We start from the raw sequence: 22870 nt of genomic DNA on the forward strand, positions 1-22870 counted from the left end.
TAATGAAAAGTGAATATATCAAACCACAAGTGTTGGTTATTGACATGGGGTCGTTGCAGCTGCTGAACAACTCAAATGGTGTCAGCGATGACGGCAAGAAAGCCACATTCAGCGATGATGCCCCTACAAGTTCTGACCTCTGGAACGAAGCACTATAGTGAATTAGTATCTTTGACATTCCTTATTTCGACCTCGCACTCCCCGAAATCTATCATGGCATTGAACAGTCTTATCCGTTCGGCCTTAAGAAGGTCGTTGATGGTAATTTCTGCCTCTTTAATTATGCCTTTGTCCAGAAGAAAGGCGCGTCGTGTGCCTGGTAGTAGCGGGTGTCGGGGCGTTAGCCAGCTGTTACCGTCAAAGATTGCAAGATTGGTGAAGGAGGTGTCTGTGACGAGATTGTTCTTTACGATGATTATCTCGTCGCAGTCGCCCCTTTGGGCTGTCAAATTGTTGAGTGCTGAGCGGTCGGTACTCTTGTAGCTATAGTTGATGTTGTCGTCGTAAACCACTTGCAAAGAGCGGATATTGCGCATAGAGTAGGGTACGTGTTCTATGAGTTCCACCCCGCTCTTTCCGTAGACAACACGAGTCTTGACCAACGTCATGTTGTTATTGGCTACAATCAACTTTGCCAGACAAGGCATAGGTTGGAGAGACCGCTCAGGAAAGAAATGGCGTATGGTACGCTCCATTCTTGCCTGGTGGTAGGGGAGGTTAATTACCTTGCCATTCTCAATCTTTATTGTTTCTACAAATTGCTGTTGCATGTTGTGATACTATGTTGATACTTTACTCTAACGGATTTTGGTAACTTACTGACAATCACGTTGTATGACTCTTTTATTATTATCTTGACAAATTCTGTTTCCAACTGTTCGAAGAAAACGTCGCTCCAATGCGTTTTGTTCCAATGGAAGGCTGGCGTGATGGCAGAGAATTGTTCGCGCAGTTCCTCGTTCCTTTCAGGTGAAAGTTTACAGGCAAATCTTAGCATGGTTTCCTCGATGTTGTATTTGCCCCCACCAAGCCAAAGGCATAGGAATATTTTGCCCTCAACTCGGAATGTTATATTGTCATCGCCAAACGGCTGGTCTTCAGTTACGCCGTATAGAGACAATGTGAAATCTCTGACTTCTTCGATGTTCATAGGTAAACGCTTTGCTTTTTTTGACCACAAAAATACGATTATTATGCCAAAACGGCAAGGATTCAAGCGAAAATCCTCGTTAGTTCTCGATAGGTCTTCGATAGCTTCTCGATAGGTCTTCGATAGCTTCTCGATAGGTCTTCGATAGCTTCTCGATAAGTCTTCGATAGCTTCTCGATAGGTCTTCGTTCGTCCTTCGTTCATCCTCCGTTCCGTCTTCGTTCGCCAATCGAAACGCGAATGAGAATCGTTCGGGAACCGTTCGGGATTCGTTCGGGATGAGAGCTGTGTATTAACGTAGGATGAACTATGGATTAACGGGCAACGATGAGGTAATGAACGAAGAAAGGAAAACGTATGGGCTGGCGTTGTGATTTTTTACATTCAATATCGCACGTATATCCTCATTTTTCATTATCTTTGCATCCGTTATAACAATTCTGAGGAAAATAAATACAAAACGTTAAATTATAAAATGTCAAACAAGTTTGTTGAACACAAGGGTTTCAATCTTGTAGAAACCAACAAGGAAGTTTTGGACAAGTGGATGGCTGACGATGTCTTCCACAAGTCGATCGACGAGCGCGAAGGCTGTCCGCAGTTCGTATTCTTTGAGGGACCTCCCTCTGCCAATGGCCATCCTGGTATTCACCACGTATTGGCACGCGCCATAAAGGACACATTCAATCGCTATAAGACAATGCAGGGATTTCAGGTTCACCGCAAGGCAGGCTGGGACACACACGGACTCCCCGTAGAATTGGGCGTAGAGAAGGAATTGGGTATCACCAAGAAGGATATTGACAACAAGGCTTCGGAGAAGTATATTTCTACCGAGGAATACAACCGTAAGTGTCGTGAAAATGTGATGATGTTTACAGCCGAGTGGCGCAAGCTGACCGAGGAAATGGGTTACTTCGTAGACCTCGACCATCCGTATATCACATACGACAACAAGTATATTGAGACGCTGTGGTGGCTGCTCAAGCAGCTCTACAACAAGGGACTGCTCTATAAGGGCTACACCATTCAGCCGTACTCGCCAGGCGCTGGTACAGGTCTGTCGTCGCACGAGCTCAACCAGCCTGGCTGCTATCGCGACGTGAAGGATCTGACTGCTACCGTACAGTTCCTAATCCGTGACCCGAAAGAAGAGTGGACAAAGTGGGGTAAGCCATACTTCGTAGCATGGACTACAACTCCGTGGACTTTGCCTTCGAACGTTGCGCTCTGCGTTGGTCCTAAGATTGACTACGTTTCGGTAGAGACATACAACCTCTATAGCGGCGAGCCAATCACTATCGTTATGGCTGAGAATCTTGTGAAGGCTTACTTGAAGCCTGAGCAGGAATGTACCGAGGGCGAGTTGGCTCCGTTTGACAAGGAGAAAAAACAATGTCCGTGGCGCATCACAGGCCATTTCAAGGGTACAGAACTTGAGGGCATGCACTACGAGCAGCTTATGCCGTGGGTGAAGCCATGTGAGAAGGTGGACGGTTTCGCTCCGAAGTTTGTGACTGAATATGCTGAGTCTCATCCGGAGAAAGTGTTTACTGGCGAGGATGGTCGCGACAAGTTCGTGGAGATGGAGAGCGAGGCTTTCCGCGTAATTCTCGGCGACTATGTTACAACCGACGACGGAACTGGTATTGTCCATATCGCTCCGACATTTGGTGCCGACGACGCCAAGGTGGCAAAGGATGCCAATATCCCGGCTCTTTACCTCATCAACAAGAAGGGCGAGACACGCCCGATGGTTGACCTCCAGGGCAAGTTCTACATCTTGGAAGAGCTTGACGGCAACTTCGTGAAGACTTGTGTAGACAACGAGAAATACGCTCACCACGCTGGCGACTATGTTAAGAATGCCTACGACCCGCAGTTCAACCAGAACGGTGTTTGGGACAAGAAAGCTTCGGACAAGGCTGAGGACCTGAACGTTGTGCTCTGCTACGAACTGAAGCAGGAGGGCAAGGCTTTCAAGACCGAGAAGCACGTACACAACTATCCACATTGCTGGCGTACAGACAAGCCTATCCTCTACTATCCGCTCGACAGCTGGTTTATCAAGGACACGGCACGCAAGGAGCGTATGGTGGAACTCAATAAGACTATCAACTGGCAACCCGAATCTACAGGTACCGGACGTTTCGGCAACTGGCTTGAGAACCTCAACGACTGGAACCTCTCACGCTCACGCTTCTGGGGAACTCCGCTGCCTATCTGGCGCGACGAAAACCGTGGCGAGAAGTGCATCGGTTCGCTTGAGGAACTTTATGCCGAGATAGAGAAGTCTGTGGCTGCTGGTGTGATGAAGAGCAACCCTATGAAGGACAAGGGATTCGTACCGGGCGACTACTCTAAGGAGAACTACGACCGCATCGACCTCCACCGTCCTTACGTAGACTATATCGTGCTCGTAAACGACGAGGGTAAGCCAATGCATCGTGAGGCCGACCTTATCGATGTTTGGTTCGATTCGGGTTCTATGCCTTACGCTCAGCTTCACTATCCGTTTGAAGGCGAGATGTCGCACGGTACAGAGGAAGACCGCAAGGCTCTTGTCAACAGCCAGTATGAGGGCTTTGCCATTGCGCCCAAGTTCTATCCAGCCGACTTCATCAACGAGGGTGTCGACCAGACACGTGGATGGTTCTTCACTCTGCACGCTATCGCTACAATGGTGTTCGACTCGGTGGCCTTCAAGAACGTAATTTCTTCGGGATTGGTGCTCGACGCTAAGGGCAACAAGATGTCAAAGCACTTGGGCAACGCCGTAAATCCGTTCGACCAGATAGAGAAGTACGGTGCTGACGCCGTTCGCTTCTACATGATGACCAACTCGGAGCCTTGGGACAACCTCAAGTATGACGAGAAAGGTGTAGACGAGGTGCGCCGCAAGTTCTTCGGTACATTATATAATACATACTCGTTCTTCTCAGGCTATGCCAATGTCGATGCTTTCGATACCGAGGCTGCTCAGGTGCCCGTTGCAGAGCGTCCGGAGATTGACCGTTGGGTACTCTCTGTACTGAACACTCTCATCAACGGTGTGCAGAAGGAGATGGAGAATTTTGACCCCACTCGTGCTGGCCGACTCATTGAAGACTTCGTCAACAATGACCTCTCTAACTGGTATGTACGCTTGAACCGTAAACGTTTCTGGGGTAAGGAAATGTCGCAGGACAAGCTTGCTGCTTATCAGACTCTCTATACCTGTCTGACTACCGTAGCCAAGCTGCTCGCTCCGTTCGCTCCGTTCTTTGCCGATCAGCTCTTCTGCGACCTGGATGCAGCTCAGCTTGAGGGTACAACATCAGTACATCTCGCCAAGTTCCCCGTTGCTGATGAGAAGCTCATCGACCGCGAACTTGAGGAGCGTATGGGTATGGCACAGAAGATTACCTCAATGGTTCACGCTCTGCGCAAGAAGGTAAACATCGCCGTACGTCAGCCGCTACAGGCTATCATGATTCCTGCTGTCGACGACGAGCAGCGTCGCCATATCGAGGCTGTTAAGAACCTTATCCTCTCGGAGGTGAACGTTAAGGAACTGCGCTTCGTAGAAGGCTCTGGCGTATTGGTGAAGAAGGTGAAGTGCAACTTCCGCACCATGGGCAAGAAGTTTGGCAAGCTGATGAAAGGCATCGCTGCTGCCATGTCGGCTCTCGACCAGGAGCAGATTGCCCAACTCGAGACTAATGGCAAGATTGCCGTAGAGGTAGAAGGCAACGCCGTAGAGGTAGAGGCTGCCGATGTTGAGATTATCTCGGAGGATATCCCGGGCTGGCTCGTAAGCAACGAGGGTAAACTGACAGTTGCGCTTGAGATAGAACTCAACGACGAGCTTCGCAACGAGGGTATGGCTCGCGAGCTTATCTCGCGCATACAGAACCTCCGTAAGGAGAGCGGACTCGAGATTACCGACCGCATCCACGTCACTCTCGCTCCTAACGAGAAGGTGGAGAAGGCTGTGGCAGGCTTTGCCGACTACATCCAGTCGCAGGTGCTCGCTCTCGACATTACTCTCGCCGACAACGACGGCACAGAGACCGAAATCGACGGCTTCATGATCAACATCAAGATAGTTAAGGCTTAAACATAATAGGGCAGAAGGGTGCGGCTGAACAGGTCGCACCCAACTGCATTTTACTATATTCAACCTAGTTATACCACTAATAATCCTAACAACTATGACAGAAAAATTACGTTACTCAGACGAGGAACTTCAGGAATTCAAGAACATTATAAACGAAAAACTTCGCTTGGCACGTCGCGACTTCAACTCGATGATGCAGCAGCTGATGAATGCAGACGGCAATGGGGTGGAGGATACCTCGCCTACATACAAGGCTCTGGAGGAAGGCAGCGCATCGCAGTCGAAGGAGGAGATAGCACAAATGGCCAACCGTCAGCAAAAGTTCATTCAAGGACTTGAGGCGGCACTTGTGCGCATCGAGAACAAAACCTACGGTATAGACCGCATTACCGGTCAGCTCATTCCGAAGGAAAGACTCCGCATCGTGCCTCACGCCACCTTGAGTGTCGAGTCGAAGAATGCACGAAAGAAATAATATGGAAAACAAAAAGAAGTACATCACCAACGGATGGCTTGCCGTTGCCATCGTGACCCTGATTCTTGTCATCGACCAAATTATAAAAATTGAGGTTAAGACCAATATGACATTGGGCGAGGCAATACGTGTTACCGACTGGTTCTACATAGAGTTTATCGAGAACAACGGAATGGCATACGGAATGACATTCTTCAACAAACTGGTGCTGTCGCTATTCCGCACTTTTGCCATTGGTGCCATATCATGGTACATTTGGCGTGCAGTAAAAAGCGGACTGTACAGCCGTGGCTACGTCGTTTGTCTGGCTATGATACTGGCTGGTGCCGCAGGCAATCTTATAGACTGCCTGTTCTACGGTCTTGTCTTCGATGCCTCGACACCATTTAGTGTGGCTGGTTTTGTGCCGTTCGGTACAGGATATTCTACATTCCTGCACGGCAAGGTGGTGGACATGTTCTATTTCCCGATTATACGCACTACTTACCCCGATTGGATGCCGATGGTGGGCGGTGACGACTTTGTCTTCTTCTCGCCGATATTCAATTTTGCCGACTCGTGCATAAGTGTTGGAGTGGCAGCCTTGTTGCTCTTCTTCCGAAACGATCTGGAGCGAATGTCTTTAGCTTGGAAAAAATGACAAATACAAACATTGTATCACATACGGCTTGCCGAGCCGGAAAGTGTAGTTTGCTGGCAGCATGCATGGCTCTATTTATGGCGTTTGTTCTGACGGGATGCAAGCCTGGTATACCTGGACGCTATCTGCAACCCGACGAGATGGCCGATATCTTGTACGACTATCACGTGGCAGAAGGTATTGTGCAGACCGACTACAACTCGCCCGACTCGATAGCTATGCGAGCCTATCGCGTCAGCATTCTGCAGAACCACGGAGTTACGGAAGCCGACTTCGACTCGTCGATGGTGTATTACACACGCCACACGCGTGAGTTGCAGCAGGTGTACACCAAGATTGCCGATCGACTTGATCGTGAGGCTGTAGAACATGGCGGACAGGCAGGCCTTGGCGATATCACGGATAATGCCGACACTACTAATGTATGGAAACGCTCATCGGCATTTGTTCTGTCGCCCTATGTCGCAACAAATCGTATGTCGTTCGAGATAAAGGCCGACAGTTCGTACCATAAAGGCGACCGTATGGTGCTCGACTTCGACACTCAATTCCTATATCAGGACGGAATGCGTGATGCTTCTGTTGTGCTCGCCGTAACCTATGCCAACGATAGCGTGGAGTATGTCAACAACAGCATCAATTCGTCAACACATTATCATATGCAGATAATGAACGAGGGACGGTTGGCTATAAAGTCTGTGCGTGGATTCTGGATGTTGTCGAGCGACAGGTCGATGCCTACATCATCCGCCACTACATTCAAGCTGTTTGTCGTGTCTAACGTACGACTCGTAAGGATGCATGTAGCCGAACCCGCTACCAATCCGGAGGGCGAAAGCCTGAAGACCGACTCGATTGGTCGTCCGGGCCTTGACAGCCTGAAGCGTCTGCCTCCTCCCACACCTCTAATGAACCGCCGACTATGACACGCATAGTGGCAGCTAATAGGGTGATTGACGAGGATGGCAACGAGATGAAGCCCGGAGTGGTAGAAGTGGAAGGAACGTACGTATGTAGTGCCTATCCGTTGTATGGCGAACGTCCGTTTACCGAGTGGCTGGGGGGCACTGTCACCATCGGGCGCTCTGCCGACGGAAAGCTGTATGCCTACAAGGACGGAGTGATAATCACCGACAATCAATAAAACTTATAATTATAAATCAAACATTATATTATGCTTAGTGTAAACGAATTGGAAGACCGCCTTATTGACCTCGCTTTTGCCGAGGATATAGGCGATGGCGACCACACAACCCTTTGCTGTATCCCCGACACAGCTATGGGCAAGTCGCACTTGTTGATAAAGGAAGACGGCATCCTTGCCGGAGTAGAAGTGGCAAAGCGTGTATTTGCACGATTCGACCCTACTATGCAGGTTGAAGTTCTCATAGGCGATGGTGCCCACGTCAAGAAGGGCGACATCGCTATGGTTGTTACCGGCAAGGTGCGCTCTCTGCTTCAGACCGAGCGTCTGATGCTTAACATCATGCAGCGCATGAGCGGTATCGCTACAATGACAGCCAAGTATGTAGAGCACCTCAAGGGTACAAAGACTCATGTTCTCGACACTCGTAAGACTACTCCAGGACTGCGTATGCTCGAGAAGCAGGCTGTAAAGATTGGTGGCGGCATGAACCATCGTATCGGTCTGTTTGACATGATTCTGCTTAAGGACAACCATATTGACTTTGCCGGTGGTATAGCCAACGCAATCAACCGTTGTCACGAGTATCTCAAGGAGAAGGGTCTTGACCTGAAGATTGAGATAGAGGTGCGCAATTTTGATGAACTGCAGCAGGCTATGGATTGTGGCGGCATCAACCGTATCATGCTCGACAACTTCTCGGTGGAGAATACAAAGAAGGCTGTAGAGATGGTTGCAGGCAAGTATGAGACCGAGTCGAGTGGTGGCATCACTTTCGACACAATTCGCGACTATGCCGAGTGTGGTGTCGACTTCATCTCTGTAGGTGCCTTGACACATTCTGTCAAGGGACTTGATATGTCGTTTAAGGCTTGCTGATTATGAACATATCAAAGCAAATCAAGACTTTTGCCCTTGCCGCCATTATGTCGGCATCGGCAATGGAGGCTTCTGCCTGTACCAACCTTATTGTTGGCAAGAAAGCCAGCGTTGACGGTTCGGTACTCGTATCCTACAATGCCGACGACTACGGTATGTTCGGCCACTTGTGCCATTATCCTGCAGGCACTCATCAGAAGGGCGAGATGCGCAAGATATTCGACTGGGACACAGGCGAGTATCATGGCGAAATACCCGAGGCTCCCGTAACGTATAATGTTATCGGCAACATCAACGAGTTTCAGCTCTCTATTGGCGAGACCACTTATGGCGGACGTGAGGAGATGGTAGACACTACCGGTATACTCGACTACGGTTCGCTCATCTACGTCACTCTTCAGCGTGCCAAGACGGCTCGTGAGGCCATTTCGGTAATGACCTCGCTCGTCGAGAAATACGGCTATTGCTCAAGTGGCGAGACATTCTCAATCTGCGACCCTAACGAGGCGTGGATTATGGAGATGATGGGTACCGGTCCGGGCAGTAAGGGTGTTGTATGGGTGGCTATGCGAATACCTGACAACGCTATATGCGCTCATGCCAATCAGAGCCGTATCGGCAAGTTCGATATGAGGGACAAGAAGAATGTCGTCTGCTCGAAGAATGTAATTTCCTATGCCCGTAAGATGGGATGGTTTACCGGCAGGGATGCCGACTTCTCATGGAAGAACACCTATGCCCGTCCCGACTTCTCCGGCCGCCGGTTCTGCGACGCTCGTGTCTGGAGCTTCTTCAATCATTATCAGAAGGGTTTCGACCGCTATTTGCCATGGGCACTCGGCAAGGATCCCAATGCTGAGGACATGCCGCTTTGGATTGTCCCCGACCGCAAATTGAGCGTCCATGACGTGCAAATGGGTATGCGCGACCACTATGAGGGCACAGCCATGGCACTCGACACAACGAATGTGGGAGGAGGAATCTATCAGATGCCTTATCGTCCCACACCATTGCAGTTCAAGGTTGACGGCAAGACTTACTTCAACGAACGTCCGATTTCCACCCAGCAGACGGCTTTCTCGTTCGTATCGCAGCTACGTTCGTGGATGCCGCGAGAGATTGGTGGCGTCATTTGGTTCGGCAACGACGATGCCAACATGATTGCCTACACTCCGGTATATTGCGGCAATACCGTACAGCCTGAGTGCTATAACACTCCAGGTGCCGACGCTGTGACCTTCTCAGACAAAAATGCTTTCTGGGTATGCAACTGGGTGAGCAATATGGTCTATCCACGCTACTCGCAGATATTCCCCGAACTTCAGGCTGTGCGCGATTCGCTTGAGTCAAGCTACTTTGCCCGGCAGGCCGATTTCGAGAAGAAGGCTATGAATCTCTATGCTACAGACAAGCCGGCTGCTCTGCGTATGCTCAACGAGTATAGCGTGGAGAAGGCCCAGCAGATGCTGGCGGAGTGGAAGAACCTTGCAATACGCATCATCGTAAAATACAACGATATGGGCGTGAAGCAAGAGAAAGACGGCAAGATTCTCAAGAGAGTGATGCGTCCGGGCTACCCCGAAAGCTTCGCAAGAAAACTCGTTAAAGAGACTGGCGATTGGTATGCTGTGCCAGCGGACAAGTAACGGATGCTGAATAAGCATACTTATTGTCAAAGACAATATCAGGAGGTTTTGGTTGTTATGCCAAAACCTCCTTTTTTGGTTCAACAGGGTTTTGAAGACATAAATTTATTAATTGCATTCATGCTACCTTACGTTATTGACTCTCACGCCTGAGAGATTGCAAAAGCCAAAAGTGCGAAGAGCGCAGCGAAGGAGGTGCTGAAGGCGGAGCATACCGCTGAAAAAAGAAAAGCCCTTGTCCTACGTTGGTTGGGTGCAAGACAAAGGCTTTATCTATTAAGGCGGATTCGGATGGAGTCCGCTTCAATGCAAAATATACTTTCTGTTTAATTTGTCTACTTTGTACTCGTTACGTATCTATTATTTGTTGATTATCTATGTTATACGCTCTAAACGGTAGAAAAGTGACCGTATTGATTCTGATTAGATACGAAAAGGTGAAGATTTAACGTATTTAACTTTCAATCACACGGTATTTTGACAGATTGCAAACTAAACATGGCAAGTAAAGGTAATTTAATATGACTGGATGTTGGATTTCGCCTTGGCTCTATAACTGTGCATTCTGTGGCGGAAAGTTGGAAGAATGAAACGGTTGCAACTATGCCTGTCCGATGGAGTGGTTTGCTGATTTTGGAGGATTGGGACCCATGGCTGTACAATATGCCGTGTCGTTAGGAGCCGAAATTTGCCGAGCCATGCTTTCACGTTTGGCTTCGGCTTCTTGCCGAGCCTTTTCCTATTGTTTCTTTCTCCTTACGTGCTTCCACTCGTCTCCATGCGTCTGTCATTTCAGGCTATTGCCAAATGGCATTCCAACGAGCCTTCAAATCATTGTACATTTCCAAAAGTGTAGTATTATAAATTTTGGCACTGGCGAGTTCTTCCTTTACGGCATTCTTCTGACCTATAACTTCGCGTTTGTAGTGAACAATCTCCGTATTCACGTCAATAAAGCTAAGATACTTGCTGTCGCCATCTATCAAAGCATAAGCATTCAACCGCTTCTGCCACATTTCTTATAGCGTTGACACGGTTTATTGTACCATGCACTATGGATTTAACATATTGTATGATTTTTTCGGTCATTATAATGGCATAATTGGACTAAAATAATGGCATAATTGGACTAAAATTTCAGTTTTTACGAAACCGATAACAAATAATGTCTTTATTCTTATTGTTTTTTAGTAACTTTGCTGCGCATTCGCAATAAATGCGTTTGCAAAACATACATAAGGCGTCGTCAACGCTTTGTTCATTGATTATTCTGAACGTAGGAAATTCAAAATGCTTGTCAATGGCTTAGCAGAGAAGATGTCACGGGTAGGTTGTACAATCAACCCTCGTAGTGTGCCAAGGAGGACAAACCTCAGCGGCACACTTTTCGGGGTTATTTATAACTTTCAGCGTGAGATTCTATCTGTTCGTCATCAAGCAATGGTTTCCTACGACCAAGAATAAGTGACGGACAAGTGTAGAGTCTCACGTTTTTGCGTTTAAGTTAAATATAATAACAGAAGTTCCATAATCGATATATTATTAAGACGATTGCTTTCGTATATCATCAAAACCTTACCCAATAAGACAAAGAATATGAAAAGTAGTATTTCTTTAAGTTTTTCTATCGCTTTTGACAAAAACGACATGACTGGAGACATAAATAAAGATTCTCTTGAAGCAAGAATATCAGGATTGTCTTTCTATGTTGACTTTGATAATTATACAGAGTATTCAATAGAAGGCGGTTATCTAAAAGCTGAGCCTAACAATGAACATGATCCTAATGCAATTGCTATTTTCCATGACAGTGGAAAGCATATTGGATATGTTTCGAAGGAGTGCATCCTTGAAGTAAAGAAATTCACGGATGGAGAAAATGCGCCTTGTCTCATCTATATTGCACCTTTCATTTACAAAGAAGGAGAGAAAGGTCTTAAAGGTGTGGTTCGCATTTTTAGATATTATGATGGGCAGGCTGATTATGTAAACAATATGATGGAACACTTTATCAATGTTTATGCCTTAAAACTAAAAGATGAACTAGAAGAATTTGAAGCGAAAATACATGAAAAGTACGAAAGTCTGTTAACGGACAGTCCTGATGATGAAGGACATATTACGTTCAAAGGGGTTCCATTAAATGGATCAATAGAGAAAGTAAGAGCAAAAATCATGAATGCAGGCTTCGATAATGATGGAGAATCTCTTACTGGACAATTTGCCGGGCTAAAAGTTAAGATATATGTAGGTGAAAATGAAGAATTGAATCACGTCTATTCTGTAATTGTTGTTTCGGAGCAAGAGCGTTCTTGGGAGTCTTTGAAGAGTAAATATCTGAATGTGAGAGAACTCTATATGAGAAAATATGGAAATCCAACGACTGATTCACGTACATTTTGTGCCCCATATTACGAAGGTGATGGTGACGAATTGGAAGCAACAGAAAATCAGAAATGCTTATATAGTTCTAAGTTTACAGTGCCTGGTGGCGAAGTGTCAATTTTTATAATAAACAGAAGTGTTATGTTTAATTTTGAAGATTCAATTAACAAGAAATTGGTAGAAGAAGATGAGGAATATGAGGAAGCCGATGATTGTGATGAAGATTATGACGCTTATGATGATATATAAGTAAGTTTAAACTATTAATATACAAGTAAAAAAAACAACAGTATGAAAACAAACAAAATTTTGAGCATCTTAGCGATGCTCGTAGTCTCAGTATCAGTTATGTTATTTATGTCATGTAGTAGTGACGATGACGGAGACGGCAGCAAAGACATCAATGTGCAAGAAGTAGTTGGAACTTGGACATGTACCGCAAGTACAGATAAAGTGGACGGTAAAACCATAACTGGTTATATGGTTGGCGAGTCCATTACCATAAGTGAGGATGGCAAATTCTCTTCTACTGCAAGCTCTATCGGCAATGGCACATGGAAGCTTGACGGCAATAAAATGTCAGCTAAGAACACTTATGGTGACACTTTCAACGCAACGATTGTTGTTAGTGGTAATAAGATGAAATGGAGTGGTTCATCAAGTCAAGGCGTAAGTTTTAACTATACTTGGAAGAAAAAATAAATTCTTTCAAATAGATAGCAATAAAGATTAACGTCACTGTTGCTGTTTTGCAACGGTGGCGTTTTAAAATTTAAAGTGGGACAGGTGAGTTTGCATGAGACTAATGTTCATTAATTGTGTAATAACTTAAAACTGAGATATAATGACAGAAGACGAAAAGAAAGAATTTGAAGAGTTCTTAGAATGGAAGGCCGATAAGAAACGCAAAGAGGAAGAAAACAAGGCGAAACAAGAAGAGGCTGAAAGACAAGTTAAGGTTAATGCTCAAATGCCTCAAATAGAGGAAGAGGAAAGCATGGAATTTGATAACAAACAAGTTCCTTATTCTTCAAATAATAAGATTAAAAGCAACAATACCGGGGAAAAACCTACAACCTTCCCATTAGCTTTTGTATTACTAATTTCTTTGATTATTTTTCTCTTTTGTATTTGTATACTAAAAGATTGTTCTGATAATAATCAAACATCTTCTTATAAAACAGAGTCAACTTCTAATAGTGAGGCTGATAAAGAAAGACTTGATTCTCTCGCCGCTATAGATGCTGCAGAAACCAAGAGACTGGATAGTCTTAAGAGAGCTAAGAGAATAGACCTGTTAAAAAATACGATAAAGATAAAGAAGGCTTATATATCATCTCCTAATAGTGCTGGCGGTGTAGACGCTCATTTTGTATGGAAGAATGTATCTAATAAGACTATAAAATATTTAAACTGGAGTGGCTATCCTATAAATGCTGTGGGTGACCCAGTTTCATGTGAAGCTCGTGGAACCATTGAAGGTGGTGGTAAGGTTACTGGCCCTATAAAGCCAGGAGCGACTTATGGTTACGGAACATATTGGGATTGTCTTTGGTACAATTATTCTGCAAAGAAGCTTGTACTAACAGACATCTATATAGAATATATGGATGGTAGCTCTATCCATATAAACAGTAACGAATTGAAATATGTTCGTTAATGTCAAGTTTTTATTTTCTAACTTATAAGACAATAAGAGTATAAGGTAAATATAGTAATAGAGAATATGAATAATGAAGAGAAGCTAGAAAAATCTACGGTGGTTGGCAGTCTTACTCTTTTTGTTTCTTGCTATGGTATAAACATTTATGAAGTAGCAACGCATGATGATTACACTAATTATCAAGATAAGTTGCCCTTCGAATCTATTATTGTGACAAGTATTGTCACAGGAATTATAATGACAATTGTTACATGGCTGGTTTTAACTCTTTATGATTGCCATAAAAAAGCAAAGGAAGATGATAGTGTTACAACTTTAGAACTATTCAAAAGGGAAGTTTTTTGCAAACGTACTTTTATTGGATTGATAATACTAATCATTGTTTCTTTTCTTGTTGTTTTTCTTGGAATAATCTTTTTCTCATTGATTGTTTTCTATATATTTATATTGAAAGGAAAAATAAACTGGAGAAAATAGAAGCGAATGCTTCTGTGTAATTGTGTAGTATATCGTGGTTGTTTGAATAATGCCGAAAAATAAAGGAGAGTGCAAATGTACATATTGCGTTCTCCTCTATTTTAAAGAATTAGTACGACCATCGACCCCTTACTACTGTCCCTGCATCTTTCTGCCAATTTTTCAGCGGTGCCTATGTCATGGAGTCTTTGAAATCGGCGAACACCTAACCTCGTCCTGTGAAAGATGCTCCTTGTCAGTCGGGATTGTCTCGATACGTTCCAAGAAGCCATTTGGGTTCTCCTTTATCTTCCGATCACGATAGGCTGTGTGGATTGAAGCACGGAAAGTTACCTTTCGGTTTCCTCCTTCGCACCTCGGCAATTCAAACAAGTTTGATTGCGCTCGGTTTGTCGTCGGTTTACCAGTAGTTGGCTGCTGAGTTGATATGTAGTTTTCTGTTCTTATGCAGTCCCTGTGGTGCTGTCAGCAGATACTCACGAAATCTGTTGCACAAGTCCACGTTTATCTTCCCGAAGGTACACTTGCCTTGCATGGAGGTACGAAAGTGCATATAAACGTGTTGGCACTTGGAGTTCTTCTTGTCCGCCAGTTTCTTGAAGTAGGCAAGGAAATCGCCTTTCATCTTCTACTTGTCGAAGAAATCGTAACGCTCGTTGACGATAGCCTCGAAGCGACAGCAGCGTATCGCATCGGCTCTTGCCGTAAGGTTGAGGTTGTACTTCTGTTCCATCAGGTTCTTCGATTTGGCATAGATGTAGATGCCAAACGACTCATGGCGGATGACTTTCATCGTGCTCTCGTCACGATAGCCTGGATAATAGTCAAGCACCTCATACTCCTCTTCCCCTTTTATTGGTTCCTGGTTTTGTGTTGGCTTTTCAGCTTTTGCCTTTTTACTGAGCTTGCTCTTGCTGGCAGGAACCACACGCTTGTAGGGATTACCCTCAAACATCTTCTCTATATCAGCCTTTCTTACGAATGCCATTCGGCTGCTCAATCTTGATGCCTTCAGCTTGCCATTAGCCACAAGTTTGTAGATATACTGTCGGGTGCATCCCATCAGAATGGCAGCTTTAGAGAAGGTAAGATACTCCTGATGTTGCAGATCCATGATTGGCTCAATACCGTTAATCAAGCAACTTCGATATTATGAGGTCTGTTGTCTTTTCTGTCATTTTACACCATATAATAAAGATTTACCACAGTGCAACTTTGCCTGCTATTCCCAAGTCAATAGTTGCAGTTACTACACCCAATGCCTTGAACACTCTTCTCATAGTTGGAATGGTTATGCTATAACCTCTTTCCAATCGAGATATTTGTGCTCTTTTCACTCCTATACGCTCACCAAGTTGCTCTTGCGTCAAGTTCTGTTCTATGCGAGCTTTCTTGATGGCTTCACCCAGCCTATAAGCATGCAATGCTTCATCCACTTCACTTTCAAAAGCATTACGTTTTGGAGTGCCAACTTTGCCGAAATGCTTGTCAAGCACATCGTCCAATGGAGTAAGATTCATTTGTGCCATAATTACTTGTTTTTGAAATATTCTTTTCTGATTGCTTCAGCTTTCGCAATTTCTTTACTTGGTGTCTTCTGGGTTTTCTTAATGATGCCGTGAGTGGCAATCACCAATGTCTCTTTGTCTTTATCCCAAAAGGCGAATAAGCGATAAGCCGTTTTATTGTATAATGTACGAAACTCCCATATTTCCGAATTCTCCAACTTCTTAAAAAGTTCCTTGTTGCGTTCACCACCTGCAACACGCTTGATGTTGTAGTAAATCTTGTAGGATACAGCTTCGGGTAAACTCTCAATGAAGTTTTGTGCCTAGTCTGTCAAGACAAGTCGGAATATATTTTGTGCCATACATTTTCTTTTTGCATACAAAGGTAAGTATAATGTTTCACAAATAAGAAACATTATAAAGAAAAAGGCATTGTTTGTCTTCAAAAAATACTACCTTTGTACGTAGAACTAATATAAAATATAATGAATAAGATAACGATGCTTGGCACGGGTAGCGCCACAGTTTCCCATATTTACAATACATGTTTTGTTCTATCCACAGATACCACATTGCTTCTTGTTGACGCTGGAGGTGGTAATGGCATACTTACGCAGCTGGATAAGGCAAAGATTTCTATCTCTGACATTCATCACCTCTTTGTCACTCACGCTCATACCGACCATGTGTTGGGCGTAATTTGGATTGTACGTATGGTAGCCCAATGCAAGGGGTATGAGGATAAGCTGCACGTCTATGGCAACGACAAGGTGATGAAGGTTGTGCGTACTATTATTGACATGATTCTGGCTAAAAAACAATTGGCTAAAGTTGAGGAGCGTGTTGTGTTTCACGAACTTACGGATGGTGAGAACTTCAACGTCGGCGATATTCAGATGACCTGCTTCGACATCCATTCGACGAAGGAGAAGCAGTATGGATTTCGTGCCGTATTGCCAGACCATACCATACTGGCGTGTCTTGGTGATGAACCATACAATCATGCAAATCGCCCTTATATAGAAAATGCCGACTGGATGATGTGCGAGGCTTTCTGTCTTTATGCCGACCGCGACATATTTAAGCCTTACGAAAAGAGTCATAGTACGGCTCTTGACGCAGGAAGACTTGCGGCTGAACTTCATGTCAAAAACCTCATTCTATACCACACGGAGGAGAAGACTCTTGCTACACGTAAGGACTGTTACACAAAGGAGGCTGCCATCGGATTTGGAGGAAGAATAGAAGTGCCTGATGATATGGAAACCATTAAATTGAATGGCTGATAAAGCGCGTATATGAAAACTGAAAATCGCCTGTTGATAACAGGCTTTGTCACAAAATGTTCTTATAAAGAGACTGAACTTTAGCAAGTTCAGAGAATTCAGAAGTTAAAGAAGTTTTTCACAAAGCTCAAGGAAACTGCGCTCCCTACGGTCGCTAGAATTTATAGCCATTACTCTTTTTGCTGAATATTCAGCTATAAGACATACGGCTTTAAAATCTATAACTTCTTTAAATTCTATAACTTCTGAACTTGCGAAAGTTCAATAAAGAGATATATAAAAAAGGCTGACACTTCAGAGATGAGGTGTCAGCCTTTTTTGATGAATATTAGTCAAGCCACTTAACGTAGCAGAAGTCCTCACGATAAACGAGGTTCTCGTTCTTAGGATACATACGCACGCAGCTCTTGAATGTGCCGGCTACGTCAGGCTCGAATGTAGTCTCGAATGTATAGTTGTTGCCCTCGTGGCCTACAACTTCAAACTCACGCTTAGAGAAGATGTGCTCCTCGCCGTTCTGGTCGGTCTTGATAGACACGAGCTCAAGTCCGATGGCGTCGTTCAAGCCCTGCTCGTCAATGACGTAGCGCAGAGTGTACTTCTTGCCAGTCTCGGCGCCGTAAAGCACAGAGTCGTCCTTGCTGACTACGCGGATTGAGTCCCAACGCTGGGCAACAGCTTCCTTCCAGGCAGCAAGCTCCTTGGCGAGGCGGTTGTTGTCGGCAGACAGCTTCTTGAAGTTGGCAGCCTCCTTGGTGTAGAACTTATCATAGTAGTCGTCGAGCTGACGCTTCATTGTGTAATGGGGAGCGATAGTGGCGATGGAGTTTTTGATGGTCTTGATCCAGCCATCGCTGAAGCCCTGCTTGTTGCGGTTGTAGTAGAGCGGCAGAATCTCGTTCTCAAGGAGAGAGTAGATTGTGGCGGCGTCGAGCTGATCCTGATAGCCCTGGTTCTGGTATGTGCGCTCCTGCTTGAGAGCCCAGCCTGCACCCTGACGATAGCCCTCAACCCACCAGCCGTCGAGTACTGAGAGGTTGACAACACCGTTCATTTCGGCCTTCTCGCCTGATGTACCGGAAGCCTCAAGAGGACGTGTCGGAGTGTTCATCCATATATCAACTCCTGAAACCAAGCGGCGTGCAAGCTGCATGTCGTAGTCCTCAAGGAAGATGATCTTGCCGAGGAACTCAGGACGCTGGCTGATCTCGAAGATACGCTTGATCAAGCCCTGGCCGGCACCGTCAGCCGGGTGGGCCTTACCTGAGAAGATGAACTTGACCGGACGCTCCGGATTGTTCACGATCTTAGACAGACGCTCAAGGTCGGTGAAGAGAAGGTGGGCACGCTTGTAGGTAGCAAAGCGACGGCAGAAGCCGATGTAGAGAGCGTTAGGAGTGATGCTCTCGAGCAATGTCACTACGCGTGAAGGGTCGCCCTGGTTCTTGAGCCATGTAGCGGCAAACTTCTCACGGATGTAGTCAACGAGCTTCTTCTTGAGAGCCATACGTGTCTCCCAGATTTCTGCGTCGGGCACATTATAGATAGAGTGCCAGAGGCTCTCGTTGCTCTGGTCGTAGATGTAGTTCTTGTCGAAATACTTGGCGTAAACCTTGCGCCACTCTGTAGCTGTCCATGTGGGGAAGTGAACGCCGTTGGTGACGTAGCCTACGTGGCTCTCCTCAGGATAGTAGCCCTTCCAGATAGGAGCGAACATACGCTGGCTTACCCATCCGTGGAGCTTGCTTACGCCGTTGACCTCCTGGCATGTGTTGCAAGCGAATGTAGACATACAGAAGCGCTCTGAGTGGTCATCGGGGTTTGTACGACCCATGCCGATGAACTCGTCCCAAGAGATGCCGAGCATGCTGGGATAGCCGCCCATGTACTTGCCGAAGAGCGACTCGTCGAAGTAGTCGTGGCCAGCAGGCACCGGAGTGTGAACTGTATAGAGTGAAGAAGCGCGAACGAGCTCAAGAGCCTCGTTGAACGACAGTCCTTCCTTGATGTAGTCGATAAGACGCTGGAGGTTGCAGAGAGCTGCGTGGCCCTCGTTGCAATGGTAGATGTCCTTCTTGATGCCGAGCTTCTTGAGTGTGAGCATACCGCCGATACCGAGAAGAATCTCCTGCTTCAGACGGTTCTCGTTGTCGCCGCCATAGAGGGCGTGTGTGATAGGCTTGTCAAACTCTGAGTTCATCTCGTTGTCGGTATCGAGGAGGTAGAGCTTGATACGGCCTACGTTCATCACCCATACATAAGCGTGAACCTGATAGTTCATGTAAGGAACGTCAACTACCATAGGCTGACCGTTCTCGTCGAGAACGCGCTCTACGGGGAGTGAGTTGAAGTTCTGGGCGTCGTACTGGGCAATCTGCTGACCGTCCATTGACAAAGTCTGCTTGAAGTAGCCGTAACGATAGAGGAAACCTACGCCACACATGTTGACGTTAGAGTCAGAAGCCTCCTTCATGTAGTCGCCGGCGAGCATACCAAGACCACCTGAGTAGATCTTGACAACCTGGTTGATACCATACTCCATACAGAAGTAAGCCACAGAAGGACGTGTTGCATCAGGAGCAACGTCCATATACTCGCGGAACTTCTTGTACACAGCCTTAACGCGCTCCATGATGGCCTTGTCCTTAACGATAGCCTCCTTGCGCTCGTAGCTCAGGCGGTCGAGAAGCATTACCGGGTTGTGACCTACCTCTTCGTAGAGGGCGTTGTCAAGGCTCTTCCACATATCACGAGCCTCATAGTTCCAAGCCCACCACATATTGTGCGCGAGCTCGTCAAGACACTTCAGCTCTGCAGGAAGGGTAGACTTGATAGTAACTTCCTTCCACTGGGGAGCGTTAGCATAATCTGCTTTAATTTTCATAGATTTTTTTATTTATAATTTAAGTTTCGCAAGCGAAAGTAGTTAAGAAGTTAAGGAGTTGTCGCACCCTACGGTCGCTAAGGAGTTAAGCCATTAGTTTTTTTTGCTTGATATAGCATTATAAGCATTTGGCTTAACTTCTTAACTCCTTTAACTACTGAATTCTCTGAACTTGCTAAAGCTCAGTTTATAATTTGATATTTATTATTTTTCTTTTCTTGCTTCAGCTTTGCGCAATGCAAAATCGTAGGCATTGTAATAGTACTCAATGAAATGAGTCCAAAGAGCCTTTTCTGACAGAGAGCGTGCGTTGTTGCGCATACGTGTCTGCTTGGTCTTGGTTGCATTGGCATACTTGATGACAGTCTTCTTGATGTCGTCTGCCACCTCATTGTAGTTGTAGTCGGTACGATGGATTACCTCCACGCCGTTGTCGAGTGTCGACTTGCCTCCGCACTCTGAGTGTGCCCATAGTCCGAATCCTGCAAGGTCGGTAGTGATGCAAGGCACCTTGAATGCTACAGCCTCAAGCGGGGTGTAGCCCCACGGCTCGTAGTATGACGGGTAGACACAGAGGTCGTTGCCGAGGATGACATCGAAGTAAGAGAGGTTAACGATACCGTCGTCGCCTGTGAGATAGCAGGGGATGAATATCAGCTTCACCTTCTCGCCCTTCTGATTGTGCATTCCGAGCCAGTTCATCATGCCAAGGGCACGGTCGTTCTGCTGCTCGTTGAGCCAGTGGGTGATGACCGGAGTGTCGAGCGGAGTGTCAAACTTTTCGCCCTGAGCCATCTTTTCAAGACGTTCGGCAAGGTCGTCGCGCTTGCAGTTGACCCAAGCCGGCACCTCAATGAATGCTACAATCTCTTTGTTAAGCTCGTCGGCAGAAAGACGCAGACGATTTACAGCTTCGATGAATACATCAATTCCCTTGTTGCGCCACTCGTAGCGTCCGCTTGTAGAGATTATTATAGCGTCGTCGGCTACTTCGTCGCCTGTGAGGGCGCGTGTGATGTCGAGCAGACGCTTGCGTGCAGCCTCGCGCTTGCGGTCGAAAGCCTTGTCCTGCGGTACGAAGTCGTCTTCAAATCCGTTAGGCAGAACCACATCAACAGGCTTGTCGAGCAGTTCGGCACACTCGCGTGCTGTAATCTCACTCACGGTGGTGAAGCAATCTACATGGGCAGCTGTCTGCTTTTCGATTGATTGCTTGCTCTGCATATTGAGCTCGTCAGCCATCTGGTCGCCGTTGTAAGCTTCAAGATATTCATAGAGGGGCTTGTTGTTGCCAGCGATGCTTCGTCCGATGCTTGTAGCATGTGTAGTAAAGATTGTGGCAACTTGCGGCAGACGGTCGTTGATATATAGAGCGCCCAAACCGGTCATCCATTCATTGGCATGGTATATGGTCTTGTTGGCACGCTTCTTCTTGCTTATGTAATAATTGTAATAGCTCTCCACTACGAGTGCTGCTGCATACGAGAACATAGAGGCTTCGTCGTAGTCGCCATAAGCGTGAAGGCTGTCAACGTGGTATTTCTCCCACAATTCGCCATATATTTCGTCCTTTTTGGCGAAATAAGGCTGGAAGTCAACCAATACAGCTACGGGATTGCCAGGAACAGTCCAGCGACCTATCTTTATGTTAAGACCTTGTTTGGCTGCTGCTGTACGCCAAGGCTTAAGAAGTGTGGGGTCTTCCTCAAAATACGGGCTTTGCTTCTCGCCCCAACAATCGGGACCGATGAAAACCAAATTGTCGCCAAGCTTCTCTTTAAGGGTCTTTGCACGGGTGGAAAGAACTGCATAAATACCACCTACTTTGTTGCAAACTTCCCAACTTGACTCAAAAATATAATCAGGAAATAGTCTCTCTTTTTTCATAAAAAAGTTAAATATTTGCTGCAAAAATAGTATATTAAAAGCAAAAACACGAGGATTTCTGCTTTTTTTTTCGTTTTTTACATCTATTCTTGATTTGAATTCGTTATATTTGCATTGCTATAGGGCAAAAATTGCCGTTGTGCAGACAAATGTTATATTAACAATTGTATATTTTTCCATAAAAAACAGAATAAAAAAACATGAAACGATTTCTTATGCTTTTACTTGCGATGGCCTCCATACTTGTCGGAGCAGCACAAAACGTAAATTCCAACCAAGTATTCCACACTTATATATACAACGACGAGTATAAGGTGTATATGGACGTGAATCTGTATGAGGCTAATATTAGCGTCCCTGGACAGGACGTGTTCGGGACGGTTCCTGGATTCTTCGGGGCGTTGCGCGACTCACGTAAATGGCTTGTGACCGATGCCAAGATTGTGGGCAAGAACAAGGCCGAGTTGGAAATTATCAACGATTACGGGTCGGAAGACCTTACAGCTACGCTCACTTACAATCCTAAGGACAATACGTATGTGCTGAAGCAGACTGGCGGAAGCCGACTAAAGATTGTGGTGAATCGCAAGTGGCTGAAGATTCCTACTGAGATAGTCTTGGTTCCGCATGAGCGGATGCCAGACTTGTGGTAAGTGAAGAGGGCGTGTCAAAACTCACAGCAGTACGCCCCGAAGGGGCAGAAGCTCATAGCCCAGGGCCGCTCGGCTCTGCCGCTTGCCTAAGCAA

The 22870-nt window shown here is 45.9% G+C and carries 22 protein-coding genes and 1 pseudogene; 14 read left to right on the top strand and 9 right to left on the bottom strand.

Annotation, left to right across the window (positions count from 1 at the left end; all coding sequences use genetic code 11):
• Positions 1 to 2 precede the first annotated feature (2 nt).
• On the top strand, positions 3 to 158 hold the full coding sequence (locus tag I6E49_RS09570) for a hypothetical protein (protein ID WP_235401979.1): 156 nt from the start codon (positions 3 to 5) through the stop codon (positions 156 to 158).
• On the opposite strand, the gene I6E49_RS09575 is transcribed toward I6E49_RS09570, so the two are convergent.
• Both I6E49_RS09575 and I6E49_RS09580 read right to left on the bottom strand, forming a co-directional pair.
• Positions 153 to 770 (bottom strand): aminotransferase class IV family protein, encoded by a 618-nt coding sequence (locus I6E49_RS09575; protein WP_235401981.1) that lies wholly within the window; start codon positions 768 to 770, stop codon positions 153 to 155. The genes I6E49_RS09570 and I6E49_RS09575 overlap by 6 nt on opposite strands.
• Positions 752 to 1150 (bottom strand): MmcQ/YjbR family DNA-binding protein, encoded by a 399-nt coding sequence (locus I6E49_RS09580; RefSeq protein WP_235401983.1) that lies wholly within the window; start codon positions 1148 to 1150, stop codon positions 752 to 754. The genes I6E49_RS09575 and I6E49_RS09580 overlap by 19 nt, the downstream gene beginning before the upstream one ends.
• Positions 1151 to 1625: 475 nt before the next feature.
• Between I6E49_RS09580 and ileS the strand changes: the two genes are divergently transcribed.
• From ileS to I6E49_RS09615, 7 genes are all read left to right on the top strand, one after another.
• Positions 1626 to 5249, top strand: a complete 3624-nt coding sequence (ileS, locus tag I6E49_RS09585; RefSeq protein WP_235401984.1) for an isoleucine--tRNA ligase — start codon at positions 1626 to 1628, stop codon at positions 5247 to 5249.
• 94 nt (positions 5250 to 5343) lie between these two features.
• Positions 5344 to 5724 carry a TraR/DksA family transcriptional regulator gene (locus I6E49_RS09590; RefSeq protein ID WP_235401985.1) on the top strand — a complete coding sequence of 127 codons (381 nt, stop codon included), beginning with the start codon at positions 5344 to 5346 and terminating at the stop codon, positions 5722 to 5724.
• 1 nt (position 5725) lies between these two features.
• A complete protein-coding gene (locus I6E49_RS09595; protein WP_235401986.1) occupies positions 5726 to 6364 on the top strand; it encodes a lipoprotein signal peptidase in 639 nt (212 codons plus the stop codon).
• Positions 6361 to 7290: a DUF4296 domain-containing protein gene (locus tag I6E49_RS09600; protein WP_235401987.1), complete on the top strand. Its 930-nt coding sequence runs from the start codon at positions 6361 to 6363 to the stop codon at positions 7288 to 7290. The genes I6E49_RS09595 and I6E49_RS09600 overlap by 4 nt, the downstream gene beginning before the upstream one ends.
• Positions 7287 to 7508 carry a hypothetical protein gene (locus tag I6E49_RS09605; RefSeq protein ID WP_235401988.1) on the top strand — a complete coding sequence of 74 codons (222 nt, stop codon included), beginning with the start codon at positions 7287 to 7289 and terminating at the stop codon, positions 7506 to 7508. The genes I6E49_RS09600 and I6E49_RS09605 overlap by 4 nt, the downstream gene beginning before the upstream one ends.
• A gap of 30 nt (positions 7509 to 7538) precedes the next feature.
• Positions 7539 to 8387 carry a carboxylating nicotinate-nucleotide diphosphorylase gene (gene nadC, locus I6E49_RS09610; RefSeq protein ID WP_235401989.1) on the top strand — a complete coding sequence of 283 codons (849 nt, stop codon included), beginning with the start codon at positions 7539 to 7541 and terminating at the stop codon, positions 8385 to 8387.
• 47 nt (positions 8388 to 8434) lie between these two features.
• Positions 8435 to 10033 (top strand): dipeptidase, encoded by a 1599-nt coding sequence (locus tag I6E49_RS09615; RefSeq protein ID WP_441006969.1) that lies wholly within the window; start codon positions 8435 to 8437, stop codon positions 10031 to 10033.
• Between the two features lie 797 nt (positions 10034 to 10830).
• On the opposite strand, the gene I6E49_RS09620 is transcribed toward I6E49_RS09615, so the two are convergent.
• Entirely contained in the window at positions 10831 to 11049 is a 219-nt protein-coding gene (locus I6E49_RS09620; RefSeq protein WP_235401992.1) for a hypothetical protein, read from the bottom strand.
• 580 nt (positions 11050 to 11629) lie between these two features.
• Between I6E49_RS09620 and I6E49_RS09625 the strand changes: the two genes are divergently transcribed.
• From I6E49_RS09625 to I6E49_RS09640, 4 genes are all read left to right on the top strand, one after another.
• Positions 11630 to 12667, top strand: coding sequence for an HIRAN domain-containing protein (locus I6E49_RS09625; protein WP_235401994.1), 1038 nt, complete (start codon positions 11630 to 11632; stop codon positions 12665 to 12667).
• A gap of 42 nt (positions 12668 to 12709) precedes the next feature.
• Positions 12710 to 13120: a lipocalin family protein gene (locus I6E49_RS09630; RefSeq protein WP_235401996.1), complete on the top strand. Its 411-nt coding sequence runs from the start codon at positions 12710 to 12712 to the stop codon at positions 13118 to 13120.
• A gap of 142 nt (positions 13121 to 13262) precedes the next feature.
• A complete protein-coding gene (locus tag I6E49_RS09635) occupies positions 13263 to 14078 on the top strand; it encodes a hypothetical protein (RefSeq protein ID WP_235401998.1) in 816 nt (271 codons plus the stop codon).
• Positions 14079 to 14144: 66 nt separating this feature from the next.
• Complete coding sequence (locus tag I6E49_RS09640; RefSeq protein ID WP_235402000.1) at positions 14145 to 14558, top strand: hypothetical protein; 414 nt, start codon at positions 14145 to 14147, stop codon at positions 14556 to 14558.
• A 400-nt stretch (positions 14559 to 14958) separates the two neighbouring features.
• Here the strand turns inward: I6E49_RS09640 and I6E49_RS14750 are convergent, their stop codons facing one another.
• From I6E49_RS14750 to I6E49_RS09660, 4 genes and pseudogenes are all read right to left on the bottom strand, one after another.
• Positions 14959 to 15183: a phage integrase SAM-like domain-containing protein gene (locus tag I6E49_RS14750; RefSeq protein WP_441006968.1), complete on the bottom strand. Its 225-nt coding sequence runs from the start codon at positions 15181 to 15183 to the stop codon at positions 14959 to 14961.
• 281 nt (positions 15184 to 15464) lie between these two features.
• Positions 15465 to 15681, bottom strand: a pseudogene (locus I6E49_RS14650) (helix-turn-helix transcriptional regulator); the annotation flags it as partial.
• Between the two features lie 76 nt (positions 15682 to 15757).
• A complete protein-coding gene (locus tag I6E49_RS09655) occupies positions 15758 to 16087 on the bottom strand; it encodes a helix-turn-helix transcriptional regulator (RefSeq protein WP_235402002.1) in 330 nt (109 codons plus the stop codon).
• Between the two features lie 2 nt (positions 16088 to 16089).
• Positions 16090 to 16377 carry a type II toxin-antitoxin system RelE/ParE family toxin gene (locus tag I6E49_RS09660; protein ID WP_235402008.1) on the bottom strand — a complete coding sequence of 96 codons (288 nt, stop codon included), beginning with the start codon at positions 16375 to 16377 and terminating at the stop codon, positions 16090 to 16092.
• 174 nt (positions 16378 to 16551) lie between these two features.
• Here I6E49_RS09660 and I6E49_RS09665 point away from each other — a divergent pair, with 174 nt between their 5' ends.
• Positions 16552 to 17352 carry an MBL fold metallo-hydrolase gene (locus I6E49_RS09665; RefSeq protein WP_235402004.1) on the top strand — a complete coding sequence of 267 codons (801 nt, stop codon included), beginning with the start codon at positions 16552 to 16554 and terminating at the stop codon, positions 17350 to 17352.
• A gap of 328 nt (positions 17353 to 17680) precedes the next feature.
• Here I6E49_RS09665 and glgP read toward each other — a convergent pair whose 3' ends face one another.
• Positions 17681 to 20236 carry an alpha-glucan family phosphorylase gene (glgP, locus tag I6E49_RS09670; RefSeq protein ID WP_235402005.1) on the bottom strand — a complete coding sequence of 852 codons (2556 nt, stop codon included), beginning with the start codon at positions 20234 to 20236 and terminating at the stop codon, positions 17681 to 17683.
• A 204-nt stretch (positions 20237 to 20440) separates the two neighbouring features.
• Complete coding sequence (locus I6E49_RS09675; RefSeq protein WP_235402006.1) at positions 20441 to 22123, bottom strand: glycogen/starch synthase; 1683 nt, start codon at positions 22121 to 22123, stop codon at positions 20441 to 20443.
• A 200-nt stretch (positions 22124 to 22323) separates the two neighbouring features.
• Between I6E49_RS09675 and I6E49_RS09680 the strand changes: the two genes are divergently transcribed.
• Positions 22324 to 22776 carry a hypothetical protein gene (locus I6E49_RS09680; RefSeq protein WP_235402007.1) on the top strand — a complete coding sequence of 151 codons (453 nt, stop codon included), beginning with the start codon at positions 22324 to 22326 and terminating at the stop codon, positions 22774 to 22776.
• Positions 22777 to 22870: the final 94 nt, after the last annotated feature.

This window comes from Leyella stercorea (assembly GCF_021531655.1).